Below are 25251 nucleotides of genomic sequence, written 5' to 3' on the forward strand. Positions count from 1 at the left end.
CAAAAGCTACTCGTCTATGCGGGTAATCGGGCTGTTGTTCTCGATGCCATTCACGTGGCGATCCAGCCAATCCAAAAGCAGGGCGTCCCGTTCTGCCTTGGGGAGCAAGAACTTTTCGCGGCCTTCCTTTTGCATGTACACGTCCAAGTAGGTCATTAGAACGCCACCGGCCACAGACACGTTCATGGATTCGGTAATGCCATACTGGGGCAGCTTGAATTCATAGTCGGCATGGGCAAGGGTATCGGGGTGGTTCCCGTGGAATTCACTTCCCAGGTAAAAGGCGGTAGGCTGGCTCAAATCCAGATCCAGAACAGAATTGGTGGTATTCGTGCTGGCCACGGCAATCTTGTAACCCTTGGCACGGAGCTTTTCCATGCAGAGCATGCGCTTCTTGTATAGGTACAGGCTCATCCACTTGTAAGAGCCCTTCAGAATGGACTTGTTCACGCTATAGGCGTTATCTTCTTCGATAATATGGACATCTTGAAGCCCGAACACTTCGGCGGTACGAATCACGGCAGAAATATTGTGCGGGTCGAACAAATCTTCGAGCACCATGCAGAAATGCCTTGTGCGGCGATCCACCACAGAGGTCAAAAGTTCACGACGGCGTTCCGTCACGCGTTCCAAAAGGGATTCCAGAGTTTCGTTCGTCATTTCTTTTCCTTAATAACCTGAAGGTCCTTTACCATAATTGGCACCGCCTGCATATCCTGTTCCCGCTTTTGCTTGCGGGCTTTCTGCAGGCGTTCAAAATCACCGAGTTCCCAGTGAGCCCCGTTTACCACTTCTTCGAAGTCCAGAACATACTGGACGTTTTCAGCAGACTTCAGCTGGGCACTTTTCAGCATGGGTTCCTTGTTTCCATCAAAATAGGAACCCGATGCCTTCTTGATATCGTTCACGATCTGTTCAATCTTCGTATTCACCACGCTCCTGAACACCTTCATTTGCATGATGTTGTTAAGCACAGAATTTCCCGGGAAAACGATAGCAGTTAATTTGTACTTAACACGACCGCCAGGGATAGGATCCATGTCCAAATAGGCGACAGCCGTTCCATGGAGAGCCCAGCGCAAGATCTTGGCATGTCCATATCCAAAGAACACATCGCGCATGCCGAGTTTCTGGCCGGCGCTATCCTGCAGGGCCCAGTAAAATTCGCCCGAAAGGCTGCGGCCATTGCTACCGTTAAAGAACCGCCTGTTCGGATGGGTGTATTCAAGGAGGTAATTTTCGTCGAGGTACGCGTTAATCAGTTGCGCCGTAAAGGGCATGTTGTCGAACAAGAACTTAATGACGTTTTCGTTCAGCGGGAGCGTACCCTCATAAATGTACTCCACGCGGTACTGGCGACCGAGCCTGGCATAAACCTCGGGAACCATGGGAGTACCGGGTTCAGCCTTGTAACCACGATTTGCAAGTTCCTTGAAAGGCTTACAATATTCATCATCGTACTTCACTTTAGGCCAAGGCTGTTTATCGCCAGCGGAACACCCCGGAAAGTCGATATCCATACACTTTTTGAGGCCAGAACACAGCGAACGCAAGTCGTCTTCTTTTTGCAGCTGCTTAAGCAACTTATGGCGGGCAACAGTATCCGTCGCCGACTCCGCAGGAGCAGCCCAAGCAAAGGCCCCACAGAAAAGGGCGATTACCAAGGTCTTCGCTATGCACGATAAAAGCTTCATTAATCCCTAAACTCCAGACTATCCTGAGAAATCACCGTAAAAGGCTTGATGGACTCCAGTTTCGAAACCGGGGCCACGATAGACGTGGTCATCTTGTCCATGTCAAAATACTTCTTGACCATGGCCTTTACCTGGTCGACCGTCACCGCATTGATTTCTTTCACGTAATCCAGGTAGTGTTCATCGGTCTTACCGAGCAATTCACCCTTGGCAAAAACCAAAGCGATGGATTCGGGGCTATCGAACAGGCTCGGCAAGCTTTCGATCAGGGACTTTTTAGCCTGGGACAGTTCCTCTTCGGTGGGGCCCTGTTCCGCAAATTCATTCACCACTTCGCGAATGAGCTTCAGGGCAAATTCCACGGATTCCACCTTGGTCTGCAAGGCAATGGTCACCATGGCCGTATCGCGGTAATCGTTACCAACCGAGCTATACACGCTGTAAGCAAGGCCTTCGTCACTGCGCACGCGGTTCATCAAGCGGCTCGTAAAGCTGCCACCGCCCAAAATGAAGTTCGCCACCGCAGCCGGGTAATAATCCGGATGGGGTCTGCGCACAAAGGGCTGGTTCATGGAAATATTCGCCTGGGAAATATCCTTGTCCACCACGTAGATTCCAGGCTTTCTCACGAACGTAAGCGGAGTCGGTTCCTGGAACGGGTTCTTGGCATCCTTCTTCACGTTCTTTGCAACGGAAGCATTCCAGCTTTCAAAGAATTCCTTGAGCATCACCACCGCGGAATCCTTATCTACATCGCCCGAAAGAGCAAATACGATTCGGCCGTTGGCATACACGCCCTGGGCCATGCGCTTCAGGTCAGCCACCTTCACCTTCTTGTAATCGTCGGCATTGGCATCCCAAAGTCTTGGATTCGGAGCGTAATTCACCTTGGAGCGGAGCGCCGAAAGTACCTTTGCCGGCGTATCGTAACGGCGATCATAGGCAGTCAAGTAATTCGCCCGCACAATTTCAACCTGGTCCTTGTCGAAGGCGGGAGCCGTCAGCACCTGCTTCGAGAGGGCAAGCATGTTATTGAAATCCTTGGACAGGCAGTCGATATCGAAGGACGCCGTAAAGGTTCCTACAGAAGAAGAAATTCCGGCACTGATAAATTCCAGGGAATCGTCCAAGGCCTTGGCAGAAACTCCACCGCCGCCACCGCGGCGCAACAGGCCACCCATCATAGAGGTGGCGGCCTCGTCCTTAAGAGCCAGCGGTGTACGGGGCTGTTCGAAATATACCGAGAAATTCACCAACGGAAGACTGCGGTCACTGACGATGTAGCCCGAAATGCCCGGGGCAATTTCAACCCGATAATCTTTCGGGTACGGAGCCACATACTTGTATTCCGGGAACTGGATATCCTTGTAACTGGCCGGCAGTGCAGATTTCGGTTCCTGCACCGGTACGGCAGCCGTAGAGTCCTGGGAACTGGACGAAACTGCGGACGTTTCCTGCACAGGTTCCGTCTGCGGTTCCGGCGACCCGGAACAGGCTACCAAAGCGAGCGCAGACACGGCCGTCGAAAAAAGTACTTTAAAATCAAACTTCATCAAGCTATAAGTTAGAAAATTCCTCTTCCGTCAATCCTACGAAAGCGGGGAATCTCCCCCTGTTTTCTAAATTTCTACCCATGCCAGGCATTATCCGTTTTGCGCCGAGCCCCACGGGCTTTTTACACGAAGGGCACCTGCTCTCCGCCCTTTACGTATGGGCGGCAGCCTTGAAATGGAACCTTAAAATACACTTGCGTATCGAAGACCACGACCAGGGCCGAGCCCGCAAGGAATACATTGACGGAATCCGCGAAGATCTGGCCTGGCTCGGGTTCAAATACCACAGCGAAAGCATCCAGAGTTCCCATTTCGACTTTTTCCAGAAAGTCCTGGACAAGCTTACCGCCAAGGGGCTCGTTTACCCCTGCACCTGCAGCCGTAAGCAGTTGCAATCCGAGAACCCCATCAGCGAAACTGGCGAAGTCATTTACCAGGGGAAATGCTCCCACGTCATTGCGAGCAGAGTGCAACGAAGCGAAGCAATCCAAGGCAGCGAGCCCCACAGCCTGCGCGTTGTGATTACAGACAAAGTAATCAACTGGCACGATGAACGCCTCGGTGACTTTTCCGAGAACCCAAAACAACAATGTGGAGACTTCCCCATCCGCGACCGCGACGGTTTCTGGACTTACCAATTCGCCGTCTGCATTGACGACCTTACAGAAGGTATCACCCATATCGTCCGGGGCGAAGACATCCGCAATTCCACCGCCCGGCAAATTGCCCTTTCCCAGTTGATTTCGGATACCTGCCAAGGGGACCTCCCCATTCCCGCCTACACCCGCCCCCTCTATCTGCACCACCCCCTCATCGTGGATTCCAGCGGGAAAAAACTTTCCAAGCGGGAGCACGCTTACAGCCTCCGCCAAGACAAGGATGCCGGCAAGACACCGCAGGAAATCCTGGGACAAATCCTGTACAAGGCCGGTTTTCTGGGCAATAACACCCCGACGGCATTGGACCAGGCGATCGCAATGGTTGCCGAAAGCTTATAATTAGGCTTTTTTCACCCTATTTTGTGCGCCCCGTTTAACACGTGACCCCGTAAAATAGGTATATTCAGGGTATGTCTTCATCTTCTGCTATTGTCGCCAAAATTCGGCAAGAAGCCGCCCTCTTTGATTCCAAAGATCGTTTACTCTGTTTTTCTACCAAAAACGACTTTCAGTCTCCCCTGATTACCGAAGCCGGAGACCTGTTTTACGAGAAATGGTTGCAGGCCCATGGGCCTCTTCCCTTGGAATCCTTTTTCCAGGTTTCTGCAAATTTTACGGCACAGCAAAAGATAACCGCCCTGGATACAGTCACGGCGGTTCTGCGTCACAAGCTTGACGACTACGGTGAAACGGACCTTTACCTGCTCCTGGGCTTTTTGAAGTGGGACGGCAACGCCCTTGCCCCGAGCCTTTTGGTCCCCTTGGACTTCGACGCCACCAAGAATACGGTCTCCATTTCGGCCAGCAACCCCATCGAGAACGTGATCCTGCGTGAACGTCTCAAAGACACCGTAGCATTGCCCTCGGCAGAAGATGCCATCATCAACGGCAAATTTAGCCTGCTTCTCTATTTTTCACAATTTGAAAAGGCAATCGCAGGGGAACGCAACTGGCGTTTTACCCGCCACGGGGTCTGCCTCGGATTCTTCAATTCCAACCTGCTGAACCTGAAAAAAAGGTATAGCCTAGGGTTTTCGGAAAAATCCATTGCAGGCAACCCGATTCTCACTTCCCTGCTGAACGAAGACGGCTTCCAGGCCCAGGAATCCCTGTTCGAAGAGAACGATTTCGACAAGGTATTCTCGCCTGCCGACCACCATTTCCTCTACACCACCGATTCCCACACCAACAAGGTGACGGTGGATGCCGAAAACGAAAACACCTGCGCCTACGCCATCCAGGCTCTCCCCGGTACCGAGAAGATGAAGGTGGCAGCCAACATCGTCGCAGACGAGGTGGCTCAGGGTAAAAAAATCCTAGTGGTCCACAAGCGCGCCGTTACAAAGCGAGCCTTCCAAAACGCATGGCGCCCGCCCTTCCGCAATTTCCCGGACAGCGACCGTAACGGACTGGAACAGAAAATCCGCACCATGCGGAACTATTTCCTGGAATACTACGACGCCGTCAACAGGCCCATTCCGCCTACCAACGTTTTGCTTTCGGAACTGCTGCGTGAATTCAAGGACGTAAAGCAGCCCAAGAAGAAGTTCCCCGACCGCATTTTCCGCGGAATCAACCAGCTGGACTTCAACGGCTATCAGGAACTCAAGAAAGATATCCAAATCCTGTCGGAACTGTATTTCGACAAGAATGGCGTCGCCGCCCGCAAAGCCTTCCAGGGTGTCAAGGTTTCCAGCCTTTCTCCCGAACAGCAGCAGGATCTTTCCGAAGAACTCCGTTGTGCCGCCGACCGGGCCAAGGAACTGGGACCGATCATCAAGAAAATGGAATCCACGGGACTGTTCCCCACAGGAATCTTCCTGTCCGGCATGGTGGACATTCTTGAACTCCTGCGCGACAACTTCGGCAAGGACACTCCGACATACGAAGACTGGCAGCTGCGTAGCCATAACTGGCACGCCTACAGGGATACGTTGCTCAACCTCCCCGAAGCAGGCGACCAATGGGTGCGGTACCGCAGGCAGACCTCGGACATTTACACCGACAACGCCGTCGACGAAAACATCCAGAATGCCCGCGACGACTTTGCCGAATGCCAGAATATTTCCCTCAAGGGACTTTCAGAACGTTACCGCACGTCGCGCAAGCGCCTGTTGCAGGTAATCCGCAAGCCCAAGAGCGTCGATTCCGACGCCAAGCTTCTGGATTTGATCGACACCCTCCTGGAACTGCAGGCCAACAAGAAAACCTACAAAGAAAGCGCCGTGCTGGGCAACCACCTGCTGGGCCGCGACTGGCACTTCGAAGGTTCCAACTGGGTCGAACTGGACAAGAAAATCCAATACCTTTATAATTTCCGCGAGCAGCACAAGGACGATCCCAAGCTGGACCTGTTACTGCAGCTCCTGGAGCAGTGGCACAATTTCAAGGACCTGCAACCGGAACTGTCGAACCTGTGGAATTCCGTTATCGAGCTTCAGGCTTCCATCAAGCAGATCAACAAGGACATGGAACTTGAGACGCCGCTGGAAAGTTTAAGTATCGACAAGTGGCTGGGTCAAATCCAGCTGTGGAACGACAACTGGAGCCACCTGGACATCCATCTGCAGCTGGCAGCCCATTTCCAGAAAATGGAGGGCTACTGCAACACGGCCCTGGTCGAATACCTGAAGGATCCCGAAAACGCGGACGCCGACTTTAGCAACGCCCTCGCCCACTACTGGACCGGGGCCCAGATTCAGGCCGCCACCAAGACATGCCCGAGCCTGTTCTCGGAAACGCCCAAGGTCAAGTCCCAGAAGAGCAAGGAATACAGAACCCTCCTGGATCAATTCTGTAGCGCCAACTTCAAGGAACTCCATAACGCCGTCGACGCTGACAACAGCGTCCTTACGGTAGTCTCCCTTGCAGACGCTCTCTGCATTCCCGACAAGCAGACCTTCGACATCACTCTCATTCTCGATGCCGACGCCATCTCCCTTGCCGAAGCCATACCGCTCTTGCTGGCCGCCCCCAAGACCATTCTTGTGGGCAACCCCCACAACCCGAGCTACGAATACATGCCCATCGACGCCTTCCACGAAGAAGCCATTACCCGTAGTCCCTTCTTCCAAGAAAGCATCCTTACGGCAGCGCTCCGTCATGGCGCGCCCACCCGCGAGCTCTGGTTCTCCTCACAGTATAGCGATCCCGCCATTATAAGCTTCGCAAACGACCGCATCTACAAGTACGGAATCAAGCAGCTGCCTACAGCGAACAACGAAATTTTCAAGGGAATTTCCATTAAGGAAGTTCCCGACAAGATCGAGGCCATTGCGCTTACCGCCATTCGCCACGCAGAACGCCACCCCGAAAAGACTCTCGGAATCATCGCATTCCACCAGTCCACCTGTCAAGAAATCGAAGACAGCATCCGGGCCAAGCTTGTCGCAGGTTCTGCCGCGGCGGCCTTCTTCGCAAGACCCAATGCAGACATCCGCTATTACGTAAAGACTCCCGAAAGGGCCGTGGACCAGTTCCGCGACACCATTCTGGTCTGTATCGAAGCCGAAGGCGCCAGCGGAATCGCCGCCGACCACAAGATTTCAGTCTGTTCGACATTGGCAAAGCGCGAGCTCCGCGCCTTCACCACCGAACTGGACCTTTCAAAGATTGCATCGCAAAAGAATTCGCTCTTCCGCGAATGGATCAACTTCATGCAATCCAAGCAGTTCGATCCCGCTGTCGATATCGAACCTGCAGAATCTCCGCTCCGCAACGAAATTATTCAGGCACTCAAGGACGAAAACATCGTCGTGCAGGAATACTGCTCCAAGGGCGGCATTCCTGTGGGACCGGTGGTTGTCGATTCCAACAACCCCACCCACTTCTTGGCCCTTATCGAAGACGACTGCACCACGGAACGTTTCCGCGATTCTATCGAAGACCGCGACTACGTTCGTCCGCTGATCTTAAAGCAGCTGGGCTGGAAGATCATGAACGTGTGGCTTCCGTTCTGGTACATGTCCAACAAGGACGAAGTCGGTCACTTGCTTGCCACCATCGCCATTGAGCAGAGCGTGGCACCGCCGCCGACAGAGGACAACTCCGACGAAGACGACGGTTCCGAAGTATTTGACGCAGCTGCAAAACCCATGACCGAACCTTATGTGGTGCAGCACCCCAAGATCGAAGGCACCGCCCACGACAAGCCTATTGCAGACTTGCCCATTGCGGCCCTTATTACGCAGCTAAAGTTCTACGTAGACAGCGAAGCTCCGATCCACGAAGAAATCTTGAAGCAGCGCGTATTGGAACTGCACCATGTAGACAGGGCAGGTCCCGTGCTCCAGCAGGTGCTGACCGAAGCGATCCGCCAGGGTCTGCAGAAGAAGCGCTTTATCAAGACCGGTCCGTTCTACTATTCGCTCAAGGCCAAGGATCCGGTTGCACGCAACCGCGCAAGCCGTCCCGACTTTGAACGCAAGCTTGCCTACGTGGCCCCCGAAGAACGTGCGCTCATGCCGCAAAGCATGGACGAACACGCCATCAAGCAGGCCATGGGACTGTTAGAATAATGTGAGATGGGGCGGCAAAGCCGCCATGTGAAGTTTGAAATGTGAGATGTGAAATTTCACATTCCATATTACACATTCTTATTTCACTTTCACGACGAAAGCGTTAATATTGTAGGCAGACAGCTCGCGAGCCTTGTCTTCGGCCGTCTTCTTGCTACCCCATCCACCGCCACGAAGCTTGTAGAAGGGAGCATCGAATACCACCTGAATGGCATAGCCGGTGCTTGCAGAAAGCTGGGCACGGCGACGCTGGGCCGCATCGAAATCTGCCACCGATTCAAACTGGAGCATGTAATAGCCGTCGGACTTGGACGACTTTGCAGCAGCCTTCGGCACGGCAGATTCATTCTTGGAACTGTCACGCAGCGAAGCGCTTAAAACAGGTTTATATTCCTTGCCGCGAAAAAGAGAATCCAAATCGGTGGGTTCAGCAGCAAAGGCAAAGGTGCACAAGCAAAGAGCAAATAAAATCTTTCGCATACTTCAAATATAATAAAATTAAAAAAGCTCCCCGTAAAGGGAGCTTTTAAATTCATTCAGCCAAGGCTTACTGACCGATACCCTTCAGGTAATCCGTAACAGGCTTCGGAGAACGCTTGATACCCCAGACAGAGGTACTTTCCTGCTTGGCATCCTTGCCAGCATCACCGAGCTTCACATAAGAGTTCAGCTTGACGATGTAAGCACCGGTGCCCACCACGCGGCCCTTGTCAGAACGCATGTTCCAGCCGACGAAGTAGTTACGATCATTACCGGCTTCGATACAGGTACCGCCATTGAAGTACTGAATCGTTTCGTTCGTAAGCGGATCCTTGTCAGTATTCATCTTGTCGTCGCAGTAGATCTTCTGGCTCTTGCTTGCCACGAAGTTACCCAAGTTGGTGTAGTACTGGACTTCGTAGTAGAAGTAGATGTCTTGGGGCTTGATATCGCCACGGATGCTGTCCGGCAAACCGTTGTACAGGGCGTACATATCGGCTTCGATAAAGTGACCCGGTTTACCACCTTCTTCGGCAAAGACTTCAGCCTTGGTCATGGTGGTACGGTAGCTATGCACCGTCACGACAGGAACCTTTTCGCCAGCCGGAGCGTTAGCCGTAGAGGCGAACTTGTTTTCGTGCACAGCCTTGTTGGCATCGCCGACAACCGGAATCCAGGGAGACGGCAGACGCTTGGTTTCACTGTAAGACGTGGGAGAGTTCCATGCGTATGTAGCGTCAGCAGTGGAGCGCAAGGTATCGCCACCCGACAGAGTCAAGTTCGTGGTATCGGACCAGAAGATGTTCGCCAGGTCACCACCCAGGCGCAGATAGTCACCCACGTGCGGGGAAACGTCACCACGATTATACATGAACTTGATACGGCCTTCACCCGTTTCGGAAGTACTGACCGAAACCTTCGTTGCCAGGACTTCGGTGCCACCGAGTGCAGAGGCGTAGCGGGCGCTTTCACTCAAGTCAATGGCAGAATTCAAGTAGTAGTCAACAGAGTTCCTATCGTTAGAAGTCGTCAGGAGCTTGACCGGTTCAGACAAAATCACCACAAGGCTGTCGAAGTCGGTCATTTCGTCATCCTTCTTGATCGTACGGACTTCGGCACGCAGCGGCACAGGAGCAATACGGTCGGTCAAGGCACCGGCAAAGCCCTGTTTCACAATCTTGCCCTTGTCTTCGAATATGGCGTAAGAATGAACCTTACCCACACCGTATGTCTTGGCAACGTGAGACAGAGTAAAGCCACCCAGGGTCACCACCTTCGTGCAATAGCCTGCAGCATCCGGAGAAGAGCAATCCACGTTGGTCTTGTCCACGTTCAACAGGGCGTTACAGGTAACCGAGGTATCCTTCGGAATATTAGAGTATCCTTCGGCATAGGGGTTATGAGCTTCAGCCGATGCAGAATCCCACATCAAGCAGATCTTGGTCGGCAGGGAGTCCTTGTGGAAGGCACGGTCGTAATAGATGGTCACGGAGTCAGCGATACCATCAAGGTATTCCTTGTCCATGTCAAAATACGGGGCCGGAATCTTGTATTCCACAGAAGGAGTAGAACCATGCACGTCGAACACGTCAGCAAGCACCGGATACGGTACCGGAGGATCGCGGAAGTAGATCGGGTTGTAAACGGCTTGAACGAAGTCATTGTATTCGGCCACGATGGTTGCCGGCGTATTAAGAGCGGCATCTTCATCCCAGCGATACTTGGTCAACGAACGCACAGAAATAGTGGCATAGCCATCCTTGAACTTCACATTGGCCGGGTTAAAGTCAATCTTCGGAGAAGTGCCTGCACCCTTATGAATTTCCAAGTTGTCGCATTCTGCCAAGCAGGGGCTATAGGTCTTGCCGTCAGCATTGGGTTTCAGCACAGCCAGGTACATTTCATAAAGTGTACCCACCCACAATTCTTCGTAAGAGCCATCGGCTTCCGGCTTCTGTCCCTTTACAGCCTTAGCGTTTTCACCTTCACCAGGAATCTTTTCGATAAAGGTAATCTGCGGCAGGTAGAAGCTGATATTCATAGCATTCTGCGGCTTACCGGAAACACTGACGCTAAAGTTCTGGATAGCTTCGGTCATGTCATCCATGTCAACGGTTACATAAACCGTATCGACACCGCTGTCACCAATTTTACGTGACGTGCCCGAAGCAAGCTTCACATATGTTTCTTCACCCGTCAGAGCATCCACTTCCTTCACGTAGACTTTCATGATGCGATCGTATGCCAGTGTATAGTCAACACCCTTGGCATCTTCCGGGAAGATTTCAACAGCACTACCATCAGCCTTAGGAGCCACAGAAGATACATAGACCGGAACCATCTGGCCAGCCATAGCTGTCTTCTGCAAGGTGTACTTGCCGCCCGGAATTTCCTTACCGGTAGTATCAAGAGCAACACCATCCTTATAGACCACATCCACTTCACCGCTCATACGGAAGGTTGCCACCTTCTTACTCTTACCATCAATGTTCACAAACAGGGTATAGCGTCCGCCGCCCAAGCATATAGCGTCCTTGTTGATCTTGGGTGTTGTAGGATCGGTCAAGTCAATACCGCACTTATGAATACCCGAGGATACATTTTCCACACCTGGCACAGCCGGAGATGTGACAAGATTACCCTGAACAAGCGTATAAGAAATGGTAACCAGACCACTCCTTACGGCTTCAACCAGCGTATCACCACAATACCTTACTTCTTCATCATCACCAGACAATGCAGATGCGCAAGATCCGTTTCCAGTCTTAGTATAGCAGAGAGAATAATCCGTTTCGGATTTATTGCTCGGATTCTTAGAGCCCTTCACTTCAATAGCAGTCTTCTGCTGGATATACATATTCGTCTTGATTCGCACGTTACTCATGGTCGTACGGCGGTCGCAGAAGAAGATATCCAAATCATACTGGTTACCATTAACGAGTTTACCACTCAAGCCTTCAAAGGCATCAAGGTCCACATAACCCGGAGCAGCCAAGTGAGTACCACCAAGGTCCACAGCCAGCTTGTTATCGATAAAGACCCAAATATCGTCGTCACCACGGAAATTGAACTTAAGTCCCGGCTTCTGAGTAAATTTTGCATGAGATTCAAAGCAATAATGCTGGTTACGCATTGCAGTCCAACGATAAGTCTTATCCTTGACAGAATTCGCAACAGTAGAGTCCGTGTTGGGAGCAAAGAATTTCCAATTCTTAGGCGCAGCATCTTCGCAAGACCAACCGAAAACACATTTTGCAGCCGGATAAACCTTTTGAACAAAGGGTTCGGTCTTGGAACCATCACCAAAATAGCCAGCACAATCAACACCGCCATTCCAGCCGGGGCCATTGCACAAGATGTCAATCAAAGGCATTCCTTCAGTGGCATCGTTTTCACGTAACACCGGGCCATAGAAAACAGGACCTTCAGCCTTACGCGGAGTACGAGCCTTAGCAACCGGAGTCTGAGTGGGGTCAGCGAGCTTAATACTTTCATCAGTCGTATTTTCTACCGGGTAGAAACCACCCTGAGCAGTCAAGCCAGGACTCGTGTAGAAGTCAGAATCGAATTCCCACTTACCGTCATCGGAGCGTTTGAACGGCATGTCAAAGCAGCTCTTTTCGTTCACATTAGGAGTATAGTTGAACATCTGGTTGAAGAAGGTTTCATTGAGGAAGCACTTCTTACCAGTAGAGCTCAACTTCGGCTTTCTCATTGCCTGAGGAAGGGTTGCATCAAGAGTCGATTCAACCAGGCCCGGAGTGATACCAATGCAAGAATTAATAGCGGCAATAGCGGTTTCCCTATCAACACCAGCGGCACCATTCTGGCAACCTTCTACACCACCTTCAGCACCATAGCATGAGAATGCCGGATGCAAGTCTGCGTCGGTATCGTAAATAATAGCGGCCATCGTATAGGCACAAGTGCCTTCAATACCTTCCACTTCTGCGGCGCTATAGTAGTAACCGTCCGTATTGGTCTTTTGTTCTTCGTCAGGAACAAAGAGCAAGGTATCGACACCCATATCGAAAATCATTTTCAAGGCAATCGGTGTTGCAGCAGCAGCTGTTTCCCAGTTGCCGTTCACACCAATCATGTCTTCACGATCAGGGTCATCGTCACGATAAAGCACCACATTATCCGTGATTTCTTCATTAAAGAACACATGAGAGTACCAACCGCACATTTCAGACACGGCAGTCATCGGCACGCCCGTCTTACCGCCATCCATACTCAGCATGGGCACAGCCGACATCCATTCTTCCATATTAGGAGGAATCATCACAAAGAAATATTTTGCATTGGGAGGATTGGAAGCGGCAACTGTTTCACCAGACTTGGCAGGATTTTCATAAATATAGAGTTCTCCTGACGAAAGGTCGTCGCAAGAAAAAGCGTCTTCCTGTTTCCAGCCACCATCATTGGTTCGAGCAATATTATAGTGAACCTTGGTAATACCACGCTGGTTCCAATCTTCGGACTCCATAAAGAAGAACTTTTCAGCCGTAGCCTCACCGATTTTCGAAGCATTCAACACGACCCAGCCATCTTTAACATTCGATGTCGGAAGATCAAGGATGTTGTTAATATTCATTTTGGGCGTTGCCCAATCACTAGGAATTTTAACATAAATCGTGCCTTCGCACTTCAATGCGAAAGCATTCTGCGCTCCAACAAAAAGCAGACAGACACCCAAGGCCCACTTGCATAGGAGGTTCATTGTTTTTTTCATCATTTTAGTTTCCATCGATGGTTTTTTACTTCCAACTGTGCATATCAAAAAGACGGCCTTTTTGATATGCCATAGACCGCCCTCAAATTTATTCTTTTTTGAAGAAAAAAACAAACGCTTTTTATCGTTTTTTTGTGAAAAAAACGTTCATTTTGTATACAGAAATCTTTTAAAACAGAACGGAGTGAGTTCCGTCACATGAAAAAAAGCCTAGTGTAAAAATTACTTTTCAACACTAGGCAAATCTCATTTACTTCGAAGAATCCTTCATGTAACTTCTATCGGGCTTCGGCGAGCGCTTAACACCCCATATCGAAGTACTTTCTTGCTTGGCCTTCTTGCCGACGGAACCCATCTTCACGTAAGATTTGAGTTTCACGATATAGGCGCCAGTACCTGCCATGCGGCCGTTTTCGGAACGCATGTTCCAGCCAATGAAGTAGTTGCGGTCCATACCGGCATCGATACAAGAGGTACCCTCGCCACCAAAGAAGGACTGACCGTTCTTTTGGATGTTGAGGTTGTCGTTACAGTAAATCTTCTGTGACTTCCTGGTCACGAAACCGCCCAAGTTAGTAAAGTACTGGACTTCGTAGTAGAAGTACACGTCTTCCAGGTTGTTCTGCATGAGTTCAGCCTTTTCTGTTTCGGTAAGACCGTTAAACAGGGCGTACATGTCAGCCTTGACCAAGTGACCGGGCCTTCCGCCTTCCTGAGCCAAGATTTCAGCCTTGGTCATATTGGTACGGTAGCCGTTCACCGTCACAGCCTGTTTAGTAGCCAGCCAGACAGAGTCGGCGTTTGCAGTCGAAGCGAACTTGTTTTCGGTCACGTCGATTTCAGCATCGCCGGTCACAGGAATCCAGATAGACGGGAGACGCAGGGTTTCGTTGTATGCCGTCGGAGAATTCCAGTGGTAATCGGCATCAGCGGCAGAACGCAAGGTATCGCCACCCAACAGAGACAAATCAGTAGTATCGGACCAGAAGATGTCCGTCAGGTTACCACCCAAGCGCAGGTAGTCGCCCACGTGCGGAGAGACCTTACCACGCCTATACATGAACTTGACACGGCCCTCGCCTGTTTCAGAAACAACAGTGGGCAAGGGATCATTATCACAAGTCACCACTTGAGCTCCGGACAGGGCAGACACGTAACGGCTGTCATCGGACAGTTCAACTGCAGAATTCAGGTAGAAGTCCAAGGATGTCTTCTTATTGGAACTGGTCACAAACTTGACCGGTTCGGAGAGAATCAACACAAGGCTATCCAAATCTGTCATTTCGTCGTTCTTCACAATGGTACGGACTTCGGCACGCAGCGGCACGGGAGCCATGCGGTCGGTCAAAGTACCCTTGAAGCCCTGCTTCACCTTTTTACCCTTATCTTCGAATTCTGCGTAGGAACGGACTTCGCCAAGACCTGTCGTTTTAACGGCAGTCGAAAGCTTTAGGCCGCCGACAGTAATCAGCTTGGTGCAGTAGCCGTCAGCAGAAGGATGAGAGCAGTCAATGTTGCTGGCATCAATCGGCACAAGCATGTTACAGGTGATTGCAGAATCCTTCGGAATGGTAGAGAAGCCCTCAGCATAGGGGTTATGGGCTTCGGCATCCGTAGTATCCCACAACAGGCAAAGTCGTGTCGGCAAGGAGTCCTTATGGATGTCACGGTCATAGTAAATGGCAACGGAGTCGCCGATACCGTCCAGGTATTCCGTATTCATGTCGAAATAGGGAGACGGAATCTTGTATTCCATAGGCGGCACAGAGCCGTGAGCGTCGAACACATCAGCAAGCACCGGGAACGGCACCGGAGGATCGCGGAAGTAAACCGGGTTGTATACGGCCTGCACATAGTCATTGTATTCGGCCACGATGGTAGCCGGAGAATGGATAGAGGGATCTGTGTCCCAACGGTACTTGACCATCGAACGAACCTGAACCGACGCGTAGCCGTTGACAAACGTGACCTGTTCCGGCATAAAGTCAATCTTCGGAGAAGTGCCAGCACCCTTGTGGATTGTAATGCCATTGCATTCTTCCAAGCAGGGGCTATAGGTCTTGTCCAGATTCGGCTTCACAATGGCAAGGTACATTTCATATTGCGTACCCACCCACAATTCCTCGTAGGAACCATCGGGTTCAGGCTGCTGGCCAGTGATAGACTTGGCAGTTTCACCCGCTTCCGGAATCTTTTCGATAAAGGTAATCTGCGGCAAGTAGAAGCTGATATTCAAAGCCTTGTCAGCATTGCTTCCGACACCAATGCTAAAGGTCTGGATGGCTTCGGTCAAGTCTTCCATGTCGACCGTAACATACACAGTATCGACACCCGAAGGGCCGATATTGCGCTGGGCACCCGAGACAATCTTCACATAGGTTTCGGCACCCGTCGCCGGGTCAATCTGCTTTTCGTACACCTTCATCAGTCTGTCGTAGGCAAGGGCATAGGGCTGGTTCACGGCGTCATCCGGGAAGATATCCAGACTGTCGGTTCCTGATCTGGGAGCCACGTTGGAAATATAGACCGGCACCATCTCGCCACCCATGGCAATCGTCTTCGGTGTATAATCACCAAGCTTAGTCACATCACCGGATTCGGCATCAATAGACATGGCAGAACCGTTCTTGTAAACCACACTCATTTCACCCGAAGTCTGGAAGCTCATCACCTTCCTTGACTTGTCATCAATATTGACAAACAGGGTGTAATAGCCGCCTTTACGCATGCAAAGTGCAGACTTGTTCAGGACCGGATCACCGAAATTGGTCAAGTCAATACCGCACTCATAAACGCCCGGAGTGGTGATATGTTCAAGACCGGCAACTACATTTTCACCATTCGTCTTACCTTCTACAAGCGTGTAAGACATGGTAATCTTGCCTTCATTCATCGCTTGCACAAGTTGAGGGCCGCAGAACTTTTCAGAATTACCCGCAGACATGGCGGCAGCGCAAGAACCATCGCCGGACTTGGTGTAGCAAATGTCGTATATGGTTTCGTTCATGTTGGCGGGGTTCTTTTTACCAACGGATTGAATATCGGTCTTCTGACGGATATACATGTTGGTCTTGATACGCACGTTACTCATGGTAGTACGACGGTCGCAGAAGAAGATATCCAGGTCATATTCACTACCGACTTCAAAGCCACCGCTGGCACCTACGAAATAGTCCAGGTCTACGTAGCCGGGGGCAGCCAAGTGGGTACCACCAATATCCACGGCCAGCTTGTTATCAATATAGATCCAAATGTCGTCATCGCCACGGAAGCTGAAGCGAAGCCCCTTTCTATAGGTAAACTTGGCGTGGGATTCAAAACAGAAGTGCTGGTTACGGCCCTGGCCGTTGGTAAAGACCGTGGCATCGTAAGCCTGGACAGCAGCCTTACCCGCATCATCCTTCACCCAGCCACCGGACGCCCAACGGGCCGCATTACCGGTACCATAGCCATTTGTAGTATTGGTAACATTTACAGCCGTTTCGGTTCCTTGCTTGTAGAAGGTCCAGCCTTCCGGAGCCACATCATTGGCCCAGCCGTCACCCATGACAGACCACTGCCAGCCATCGCCCTGTACGGCAAGGCCAGCCTTAGGCGGATTCGTCGAGGACCATTCACCACCACCAGCGAAGAGGTGATTGCGGTTACAATCGATACCCTTGTTCCAACCGGGGCCATTACAAAGAATGTCTATTTCGGGAACACCCTCGGCAGCATTGATCTTTCTCAGAGAAGATTCCATGAACACGGGGCCTTCAGCCTTGCGCTTGTTATGGGCTGCAGGGACTGCGGTAGAAAGCATCTTGGTCGGATCAACAGCAACTTCTCCAGGATAGAAACCACCCTTGGCGGTGGCACCGGGGCTGGTGTAATTGTCGGAATCGAATTCCCACTTGCCATCGGCACTGCGGGTAAAGGGCATTTCCACGCAATAGGTCTCGTTGTACGTGGGATTGCTCTGGAACATGGTATTGAAAGCTTCCGCACTGGTAAAGCAACCGCTAGCCGCATTATAGGTCGGCTTTTTCGTGGTGGGGTCCAAGAGATCCGCAACAATTCCCTGGGTCACGCCAACGCACGGAGTGGGCTGGTTGGCCGGGTAACTGAAGGGAGCATTTGTGGGGCAACCGTTGTACAAACCTTCTGCGGCAGGCATATCTTTATAGTACGTGGTGGCGCAGGTAAAGGCACCATGCAGGCTAGCATCAGTATCGTAAATAATGGCGGCAAGTTCATAGGAACAAGTGCCCTTGACTCCTCTAGGGAAGGTATAATACCAGCCGTCGTCACCATCAGCCAGCAACTGATCCTGGTCGGGCACAAAGAACAAGGAATCATAACCATAGTTAAAAAGCATAGCCAAAGGAATCGGAGTTGCAGGGTTCCCTGGTTCTTCCCAGTTGCCGTTCAGGCCGATAAGATCAGTACGGGCCTCGTCGGCAGAACTGAAGAATACAACGTTATCCGGAATGGTGCCACCGGTCCAAACATACCTGAACCATCCGCAATAGTCTTCGCCATCGACAGCTTCAAGCTTTTCACCCGTAACACCGCCATCCCAGCTGATCATGGGGTCGGCAGAAAGCCATTCCGTGTAGTCGGGCGGAATCATCATGTACAAGAACTTGGCTCCCGGCGGAACATCTCCGGTTTGGGTTCTACCCGGAACGCTGGGGTTTTCGAACACGTACACATGCTTATCTTCGCCCGGGCAGCGCAGGCTAGCATCATTGGTGGGCCAGCTAGTATCGTTTGTACCATTCTTAGGCTCAACATTATACCCTGTAGCAGTCACAATTCTAAGCGAAGCATTTGCAGTAGACTGGTTGCCTATGGTATACATGACCTTCTGATTGTCTGTTATATGCAGATTTTCCAGATCATATTCATAGAAACCTTTAGAATTCAACGTCATTTTTTGAACAATATTGACATTCTGACCGCCAATATAGGCCGCAGTCCAATCTGCCGGAGCCTTAAAGTAGACTTTACCTTTACAGGTAACCGGTAGATTCTGCTGCTGAGCACAAACACTTTGCACACCAGCAAAGAGCAAACCAACGCTCACAGCGAATTTCCAAAACGAAACCATCCTCAAAGGACTCTCAGTTCTTCTCATTTTCATGACTTCCTTTTATTGGCATAGCAAAAAGACCGGTCTTTTTGGGACGCCAATATCCACCCGTAAAAATATCCTTTTCTGTTAAAAAAAGGACATTTTTTTATTTACATGGCAAGTTCGGGTTGTATACAAACGAAAAAAACGGCTTAATTTAAAAAATTTGCCCAATTCAGAGCCGCTTAGTAAACAAAATTTTTCTAAAAGTCGCTTTTTGTTTCATGCACCTCGCTCCAGGCCGATTAACATAAAGAGCAAAAAATTGTGCTTTTTACTACATTTCTAAATAACACGGAGTGCTTATGCAAGACATGGACCGAACAATCGCCAGCGGAAACACCATCAAGTTGCCCATCGCCAAGATGCGGCCCCACCTGATCGTGCTGTATCCGCAAAACCAGTTCAAGCAAATTCCGCTTGAAAAGGGCACGGTAGTTTTGGGTCGCGGCCAAGACGCCGATATCCGCATGGACGACGAACTGGTAAGCCGCAGGCACTGCGCTATCACCTTCGATGGCGATGGCGTTACCGTCAAGGACCTGGGCAGCACCAACGGCACTTTTGTAGACGGCTCCCCCATTAGCGAAAGCAAGCTGGAAGACCACAACCGCCTGCAAATCGGCAAGATGGTTTTGAAGATTGACTTCAAGGATGCCAGCGAAGAAGCCTTTGACCGCGAACTCTACGAAGCGGCCACCATGGACCCGCTGACCAAGATCAGCAACCGCCGCACCTTTATGGACCGGAGCCTCGGCGAACTGGCTCTGGCCCGTCGCAACAACTATTACGTTCACGCCATCATGGTGGACGCAGACCACTTCAAGCGCGTGAACGACACCTGGGGTCACCAGTGCGGCGACATGGTGCTTAAAGAAATCGCCCGCATCCTCAAAGAAGAAAAGCGGGAATCTGACCTGCTGGCCCGTTACGGCGGCGAAGAATTCGTGCTGCTGTTGGGCGGAATCGGCCCCGAAGACGCCAAGAAGAGCGCCGAACGTCTGCGTTCGGCGGTAGAACGCCACCGCTTTTCGTGGAAGGACACCATTATCCCGGTGACCATCTCTTTAGGCCTCGCTAGCCGCCAGGGCGAAAAAATCGGCAAAATCGAAGAACTGATTGCCGAATGCGACCGTCTGCTCTACATCGCCAAAGAGGGCGGACGCAATCAAGTGGCTTTTTAGCCCCAAATGGATTGCTTCGCCTTCGGCTCGCAATGACGTTTTAAGTATAAAAAAGCTAAATTTGGCGCCGAAATGTCAAGTTTGAATTCCGAGCGCCTCAATTCTTTTGGAACCGCAAGCATCCCGAAACTGGTTTTGCAGTTCTCGGTTCCGGCCATTATCAGCATGCTGGTGAACGCCCTCTACAACGTGGTGGACCGCTTTTTTGTGGGCCAGGGCGTCGGCAGCCTCGGCATCGCAGGCATTACCCTGTGCTTCCCCATTTGTCTGTTCATCATGGCCATGTCCATGATGGTTGGCGTAGGCGGCAACACCCTATTCGCCATTCGTCTCGGTCAGAAGAAGTACATTCAGGCAAGCATTATCCTGAACAACTCTTTCTCGCTTTTGATCTTGATGGCCATCGGCACCTTTACCCTGGGTGAAATTTTCATGGTGCCGCTCTTGAAGCTGTTCGGCGCCAGCGAGCAGACCTTGCCCGTGGCCAGCAGCTACATGCGCATTCTTCTGTGCGGTGCGGTTTTCCAGACAATCGCCCCCGGCATGAACCACTTCATCCGCTCCATGGGCCACCCCAAGACCGCCATGTTCCGCGAAATCATCGGTGCGGTGACGAACATCATTCTCGACTTCGTGTTCATTATGAAGTTCCACTGGGGAATCGAAGGCGCCGCCTGGGCCACCATTGCCTCGCAGCTGGTAGCCTCCGCACTCATCACCCAGTTCTTTATCAAGAAGTCGGCACCCATCAAGATTCGTTGGCGCCATATGAAGCTCCGCGCTGCCTACGTCCGCAAGATTTACATCTTAGGCCTGCCGCCTTCCGTGATGCAGATTTGCAACAGCCTGATGAACGCCATTTTGGCCTGGAGCCTTACCACCTACGGAAACATCAGCGTCAAGACGACAGGTGTGCTTTCCGGCGGCGACATGGCCATTTCTGCCTTCGGTATTACCAACAGCATCGTCTGCATCGTTATCTTGCCGCTACTTGGATTTGTGCACGGTACCCAGCCCATCATCGGCTACAACTACGGTGCACGCCTCAACAGCCGCGTTAAAGAAACCCTGAAGTTCACCTTTATTTATGCGGGCAGTTTCATGTTCGTCACTTGGGCAATCCTCATGTGGCAAGCCGAAACCTTCGTTGCACCCTTCGCTCCCAAAGATCCCGAGCTCATCAAGCTTTCTGCCTGGGCCATGCGCATTTTCGCGGCAGCCTTCTTCATGATTCCCTTCGGCATGGTATCGGGAAACTTCTTCCAGGGTACAGGAAAGGCGTTCAGAGCAATGTTCCTGAACGCCTGCCGTCAAGTGATTCTGTTGATTCCCTTCTTGCTCATTCTACCGCATTTCTTCGAGCTGAAGGGCGTGTTCATGGCTCAACCCATTGCCGATACCGGCGCGGCGGTCATTGGGTTGTGCATGCTCGCACATGAGCTCAAGAAGCTGAAGTAAATTCAAACAATGACGTTTTTAGTGGACGGTCACGCGACGGGTTTCGTGACCGACCTTCACGATGTAGGAGCCGGGCAAAAGATTCGGCACGATTGTTTCTGCACCGACGCAAGCACCTTGACGCACGATGCGGCCCTGCAAATCCATGACCGCATACCTAGCAGCCCCTGCACCGGAAATCATCAAGCTAGAAGATTGGCTACTCACAGCAAAAGTCTGATGAGCCTTACGAGAGGCGGCAATTCCATGGGAGCCATCTGCACGGCCTAAGGCAATATTCGTCATGATTTCGATATTGCTCATGGTCGTACGGCGGTCGCAAGCGAATAGGTCAAAGTCATACTGTTTGCCCGCTTCAAGCTTTCCACTGTTGCCCTTAAACGCATCCAAGTCCACGTAACCGGGAGCATCTATATGGGTACCACCGATATCAACGGCAAGCTTATTATCGATGTAGACCCAGATGTCGTCGCCACCGCGGACACCAAAACGCTGACCTTTCTGGTAAACAAAATTGGAATGTAATTCATAGCAGAAATGATGGTTGCGGCCACCGGTTCCATTTCTTGGATACGAGTACCAACGAGGTTCGCCCGCTATGGAATCATTATAGGGGGTTTCCGTTCCACTCTCATAGTACGGCCAACCTTCAGGAGCATACTCACGACAAGTCCATCCAAAAACACAATTTTCAGGCGTTTCGCTTGCAATAAACCCGGTATCAAGACCAAGGGCCTTCTGGATAAACGTAGTCGTAACATCGCCATCGCCAAAATTGCCTTCACAACCAAAACCCTTGTCCCAAGCGGGGCCATTGCAGAACACATTAATTACAGGAACACCTTCGGCAGGATCAAGAGCCCTAAGCGCCTCACCCAAAAACGTAGGTCCTTCAGCCTCGCGTTTTGTTCGGGCAGCCGCCACCGGATTCTGGCCCGCAGCCGAAATATCATCATCAGTCACGACTTCTACGGGGAAGAACCCACCTATAACAGACGTTCCCTTGTTTATAAAGGTATCGGAGTTGAAGTTCCACCAGCCATTTGCCATACGGGAGAAGGGCATGTCAAAATGACTTTTTTCGTTCACGCCCTGCGTATAGTTAAACAGCTGATTAAAGAACTTTTCTTCAATAAAGCACTTCTTGCCAGCAGTCGTCAACTTGGGCTTTTTCGTTGTCGCATCCAGCGTAGATTCGACGATACCCGGGGTAACACCGACGCAAGCCTCAACGGCCGCTACCGCCACCGCGGAATCGACACCTTGTGCACCCTTTTGGCAACCTTCAGCCATCATTGCATAACATGAGAAAGCCGGATGCAAGCTAGCATCGGTATCGTAAATTGTCACGGGGAGTACGTAATAGTCGTCCTCTTCGACACCAGCAGCCCACACCATTTGTGAAGCTGCGAAAGCAGCACATGCCCAAAACCACAGATTCTTTTTCATGAACCCTCCCAAAGATTCCATTTGTATACAAGCCAAATATATAAGAATAGAGGAACCTTCGCAAGCAAGGCCATGCAATTTATACAAAAAAATCCCCGCCAACAGGCGGAGATTCTTGCAATACTTTATTCGCAATTGCCGAATTACTTCGCGGCAGCGGCGGCAAAAGCCTTGCCCAGCTTTTCGAGGGCTTCGACGACTTCGGCTTCGCTGACGTTCAGCGGCGGGAGCATACGCAGCACGTTACCCTTGGCGCTGAGCACCATGAGCTTTTCGTCGCGGGCGGCGTTGATGATGTTACCCACCGGCATTTCTTCGGCGAGAGCCACACCGAGAATCAGGCCTTCGCCGCGGATTTCCTTGGCGAAAGCGTACTTCTCGACGAGAGCCTTGAGGCCAGCCTTAATCTGAGCGGAACGTTCTTCCACATTCTTGAGAAGGCCCGGAATCTGCTTCACTACAGCGAGGCCTGCAGCACAAGCAATCGGGTTACCGCCGAAAGTAGTACCGTGGTCGCCGGCCTTGAGCTGGTCAGCAATCTTCTGGCGCAGGAGCACTGCACCCAGCGGGAGACCGCCACCGATTCCCTTGGCGAGAGAAACGAGGTCCGGATTCAGGCCGAACTTTTCAAAACCACAGAAGGTTCCGAGACGGCCAACACCTGCCTGCACTTCGTCGACGATGACGAGGCAACCGAATTCCTTCTGCAGGCTGTTGATGGTCTCGACCATTTCCTTCGAAAGCGTCATCACGCCACCTTCGGCAGCGAGGCTTTCGAGCATGATAGCGCAAGTGTCCTTGTTGACTTCAGCCTTCAAAGCAGCGCAGTCATTCCAAGTCACGTGCACAAAGTCACCCGGCATAGAGCCAAAGCCTTCCCTAATGGCCGGCTGACCCGTTGCAGAAAGGGCGGCGTAGGTACGGCCATGGAAGCTGTTCACGAAGGTGATAATCTTCTGCCTATTCTTTTCGCCCTTCCGGTCGAAGTACTTACGTGCAAACTTGATGCAGCCTTCGTTAGCTTCGGTACCCGAGTTGCAGAAGAACGCCTTATCGAACTTGGTGATTTCCAAGAGGGCCTTGCCGAGTTCGATCTGCGGGTAGTTCGGGTAGAGGTTGCTGATATGGTTGAAGTGGTTCATCTGTTCCACCACAGCATCCTTGATTGCCTGGTTCTGGTGACCGAGCGCGTTCACGGCGATGCCTGCCACGAAGTCCAGGTACTTGTTGCCCTGATCGTCGTAGAGGTAAGAGCCTTCGCCCCTCACGAAGTTGATGTCAGCCTTGCCGTAGAGCGGCGCGATAATTTGTTTGTCCTGTTCAAGCAGGTTAGCGCAAGATTGTGCCATAGTTTAAATCTCCATTAATTTGTTTACCAAAGTGTTCCGCGTCCTTCCAACCCACGATGTGGATGCTCTTGAGTCCTCGTCGGATCGACTTGAAACTCTCGCGGACTTTGGGAATCATACCGCCGGAGATGACGCCAGCTTCGATCAGCTTTTCGGCGTCCGCTTCGCTCAGTTCGGGAATCACATTCTTGTTTTCGTCCATGACGCCGGGCACATCGCTCACCAGCACGAACTGGTCGGCTTCGAGCGCCACTGCCAGTTCAGAGGCAGCCGTGTCTGCGTTCACGTTCCAGCTCTGACCGTCACCGATAGAGATGGGGCTTACCACCGGGGTCCAACCGGCGTTGAACAAATCTTCGATAATCTTCGGGTTCACCTGCTTGATTTCGCCAACCAGGCCAAGGTCCACCTTGCCCTGCTTCTTGACCACCTGGAACAGGTTGCCGTCTACACCGGAAATACCGATGGCATTGCAGCCGTTGGTGAGGAGCATGCGGACAAGCTTCTTGTTCACGTGACCCGAAAGAGTCATTTCCACCATTTTCATGATGCCGGGAGTCGTCACTCGCAAGCCGTCGATAAATGTCGGTTGTTCCTTGAGCAAGGCAATATTTTCGTTGATGTCCTTGCCACCACCGTGAACCACGGCCACCTGACAGCCACTACCGGGGAGGGTAGAGACCGCCGACACAAAATCAGCCAGCTTGGCTTCGTCGATTGCCAGGCTGCCACCAATTTTTACAACAACTTTTTTCATGTTTCGATGAATTCCTATCGGAAGGTGAAAAATGAACTTTTTGCGGTAAATTTAGAAAAAATACATCTCTACCCAAATACCTGTATTCAAATTAAAAGATTAATAAACATGCGGGAGGGGCCCCAGCTCAGAGTTGCGAAGGCCGCACGGCCCCCTCCCTGCACCCTCCCCACCGTTGGCCGACGCTTTATTCATCATCTTCTGTTCAGATTTTTCATTTATTTCTTATTTTTCCATCTGTCCAGAACAAGATTTTATTATATTGTCTAGCATAACTCAACCAAATACAAAGAGGTAATT

General features: G+C 51.3%; 13 protein-coding genes. 4 read left to right on the forward strand and 9 right to left on the reverse strand.

The window, feature by feature from the left end:
- Nucleotides 1–6: 6 nt before the first annotated feature.
- Genes ACJMNB_RS06865 through ACJMNB_RS06875 form a run of 3 tightly spaced genes read right to left on the reverse strand, consistent with a single transcriptional unit; the run spans nt 7 to nt 3247 of the window.
- On the reverse strand, nt 7–660 hold the full coding sequence (locus ACJMNB_RS06865; RefSeq protein WP_405340461.1) for a TrmH family RNA methyltransferase: 654 nt from the start codon (nt 658–660) through the stop codon (nt 7–9).
- Nucleotides 657–1694, reverse strand: coding sequence for a hypothetical protein (locus tag ACJMNB_RS06870; RefSeq protein ID WP_405340464.1), 1038 nt, complete (start codon nt 1692–1694; stop codon nt 657–659). The genes ACJMNB_RS06865 and ACJMNB_RS06870 overlap by 4 nt, the downstream gene beginning before the upstream one ends.
- On the reverse strand, nt 1694–3247 hold the full coding sequence (locus ACJMNB_RS06875; protein ID WP_405340467.1) for a M16 family metallopeptidase: 1554 nt from the start codon (nt 3245–3247) through the stop codon (nt 1694–1696). The genes ACJMNB_RS06870 and ACJMNB_RS06875 overlap by 1 nt, the downstream gene beginning before the upstream one ends.
- An 80-nt stretch (nt 3248–3327) precedes the next feature.
- Here ACJMNB_RS06875 and ACJMNB_RS06880 point away from each other — a divergent pair, with 80 nt between their 5' ends.
- Together ACJMNB_RS06880 and ACJMNB_RS06885 are read left to right on the forward strand one after the other, a co-directional pair.
- Nucleotides 3328–4245: a glutamate--tRNA ligase family protein gene (locus ACJMNB_RS06880; RefSeq protein ID WP_405340470.1), complete on the forward strand. Its 918-nt coding sequence runs from the start codon at nt 3328–3330 to the stop codon at nt 4243–4245.
- 71 nt (nt 4246–4316) lie between these two features.
- Nucleotides 4317–8423 carry a hypothetical protein gene (locus ACJMNB_RS06885; RefSeq protein ID WP_405340473.1) on the forward strand — a complete coding sequence of 1369 codons (4107 nt, stop codon included), beginning with the start codon at nt 4317–4319 and terminating at the stop codon, nt 8421–8423.
- Between the two features lie 78 nt (nt 8424–8501).
- Here the strand turns inward: ACJMNB_RS06885 and ACJMNB_RS06890 are convergent, their stop codons facing one another.
- The 3 genes from ACJMNB_RS06890 to ACJMNB_RS06900 all read right to left on the reverse strand — a co-directional run bounded on the left by ACJMNB_RS06890 (nt 8502) and on the right by ACJMNB_RS06900 (nt 18706).
- Nucleotides 8502–8903 (reverse strand): SPOR domain-containing protein, encoded by a 402-nt coding sequence (locus ACJMNB_RS06890; protein ID WP_405340476.1) that lies wholly within the window; start codon nt 8901–8903, stop codon nt 8502–8504.
- A 67-nt stretch (nt 8904–8970) separates the two neighbouring features.
- A complete protein-coding gene (locus ACJMNB_RS06895) occupies nt 8971–13641 on the reverse strand; it encodes a fibro-slime domain-containing protein (RefSeq protein ID WP_405340479.1) in 4671 nt (1556 codons plus the stop codon).
- A gap of 247 nt (nt 13642–13888) precedes the next feature.
- Entirely contained in the window at nt 13889–18706 is a 4818-nt protein-coding gene (locus tag ACJMNB_RS06900; RefSeq protein ID WP_405340482.1) for a fibro-slime domain-containing protein, read from the reverse strand.
- A 362-nt stretch (nt 18707–19068) separates the two neighbouring features.
- On the opposite strand from ACJMNB_RS06900, the gene ACJMNB_RS06905 reads away from it, so the two are divergent.
- Nucleotides 19069–19938 carry a diguanylate cyclase gene (locus tag ACJMNB_RS06905; protein WP_405340485.1) on the forward strand — a complete coding sequence of 290 codons (870 nt, stop codon included), beginning with the start codon at nt 19069–19071 and terminating at the stop codon, nt 19936–19938.
- 72 nt (nt 19939–20010) lie between these two features.
- Nucleotides 20011–21396: an MATE family efflux transporter gene (locus ACJMNB_RS06910; protein WP_405340488.1), complete on the forward strand. Its 1386-nt coding sequence runs from the start codon at nt 20011–20013 to the stop codon at nt 21394–21396.
- A gap of 18 nt (nt 21397–21414) precedes the next feature.
- Here the strand turns inward: ACJMNB_RS06910 and ACJMNB_RS06915 are convergent, their stop codons facing one another.
- From ACJMNB_RS06915 to argB, 3 genes are all read right to left on the reverse strand, one after another.
- On the reverse strand, nt 21415–22845 hold the full coding sequence (locus ACJMNB_RS06915; RefSeq protein WP_405340491.1) for a fibro-slime domain-containing protein: 1431 nt from the start codon (nt 22843–22845) through the stop codon (nt 21415–21417).
- 143 nt (nt 22846–22988) lie between these two features.
- Nucleotides 22989–24194: an aspartate aminotransferase family protein gene (locus ACJMNB_RS06920; protein WP_405340494.1), complete on the reverse strand. Its 1206-nt coding sequence runs from the start codon at nt 24192–24194 to the stop codon at nt 22989–22991.
- Nucleotides 24175–24951, reverse strand: a complete 777-nt coding sequence (gene argB, locus ACJMNB_RS06925) for an acetylglutamate kinase (RefSeq protein ID WP_405340497.1) — start codon at nt 24949–24951, stop codon at nt 24175–24177. The genes ACJMNB_RS06920 and argB overlap by 20 nt, the downstream gene beginning before the upstream one ends.
- Nucleotides 24952–25251 lie beyond the last annotated feature (300 nt).

It is taken from the genome of Fibrobacter sp., from assembly GCF_045131395.1.
In the GTDB taxonomy this organism is placed as follows: domain Bacteria; phylum Fibrobacterota; class Fibrobacteria; order Fibrobacterales; family Fibrobacteraceae; genus Fibrobacter.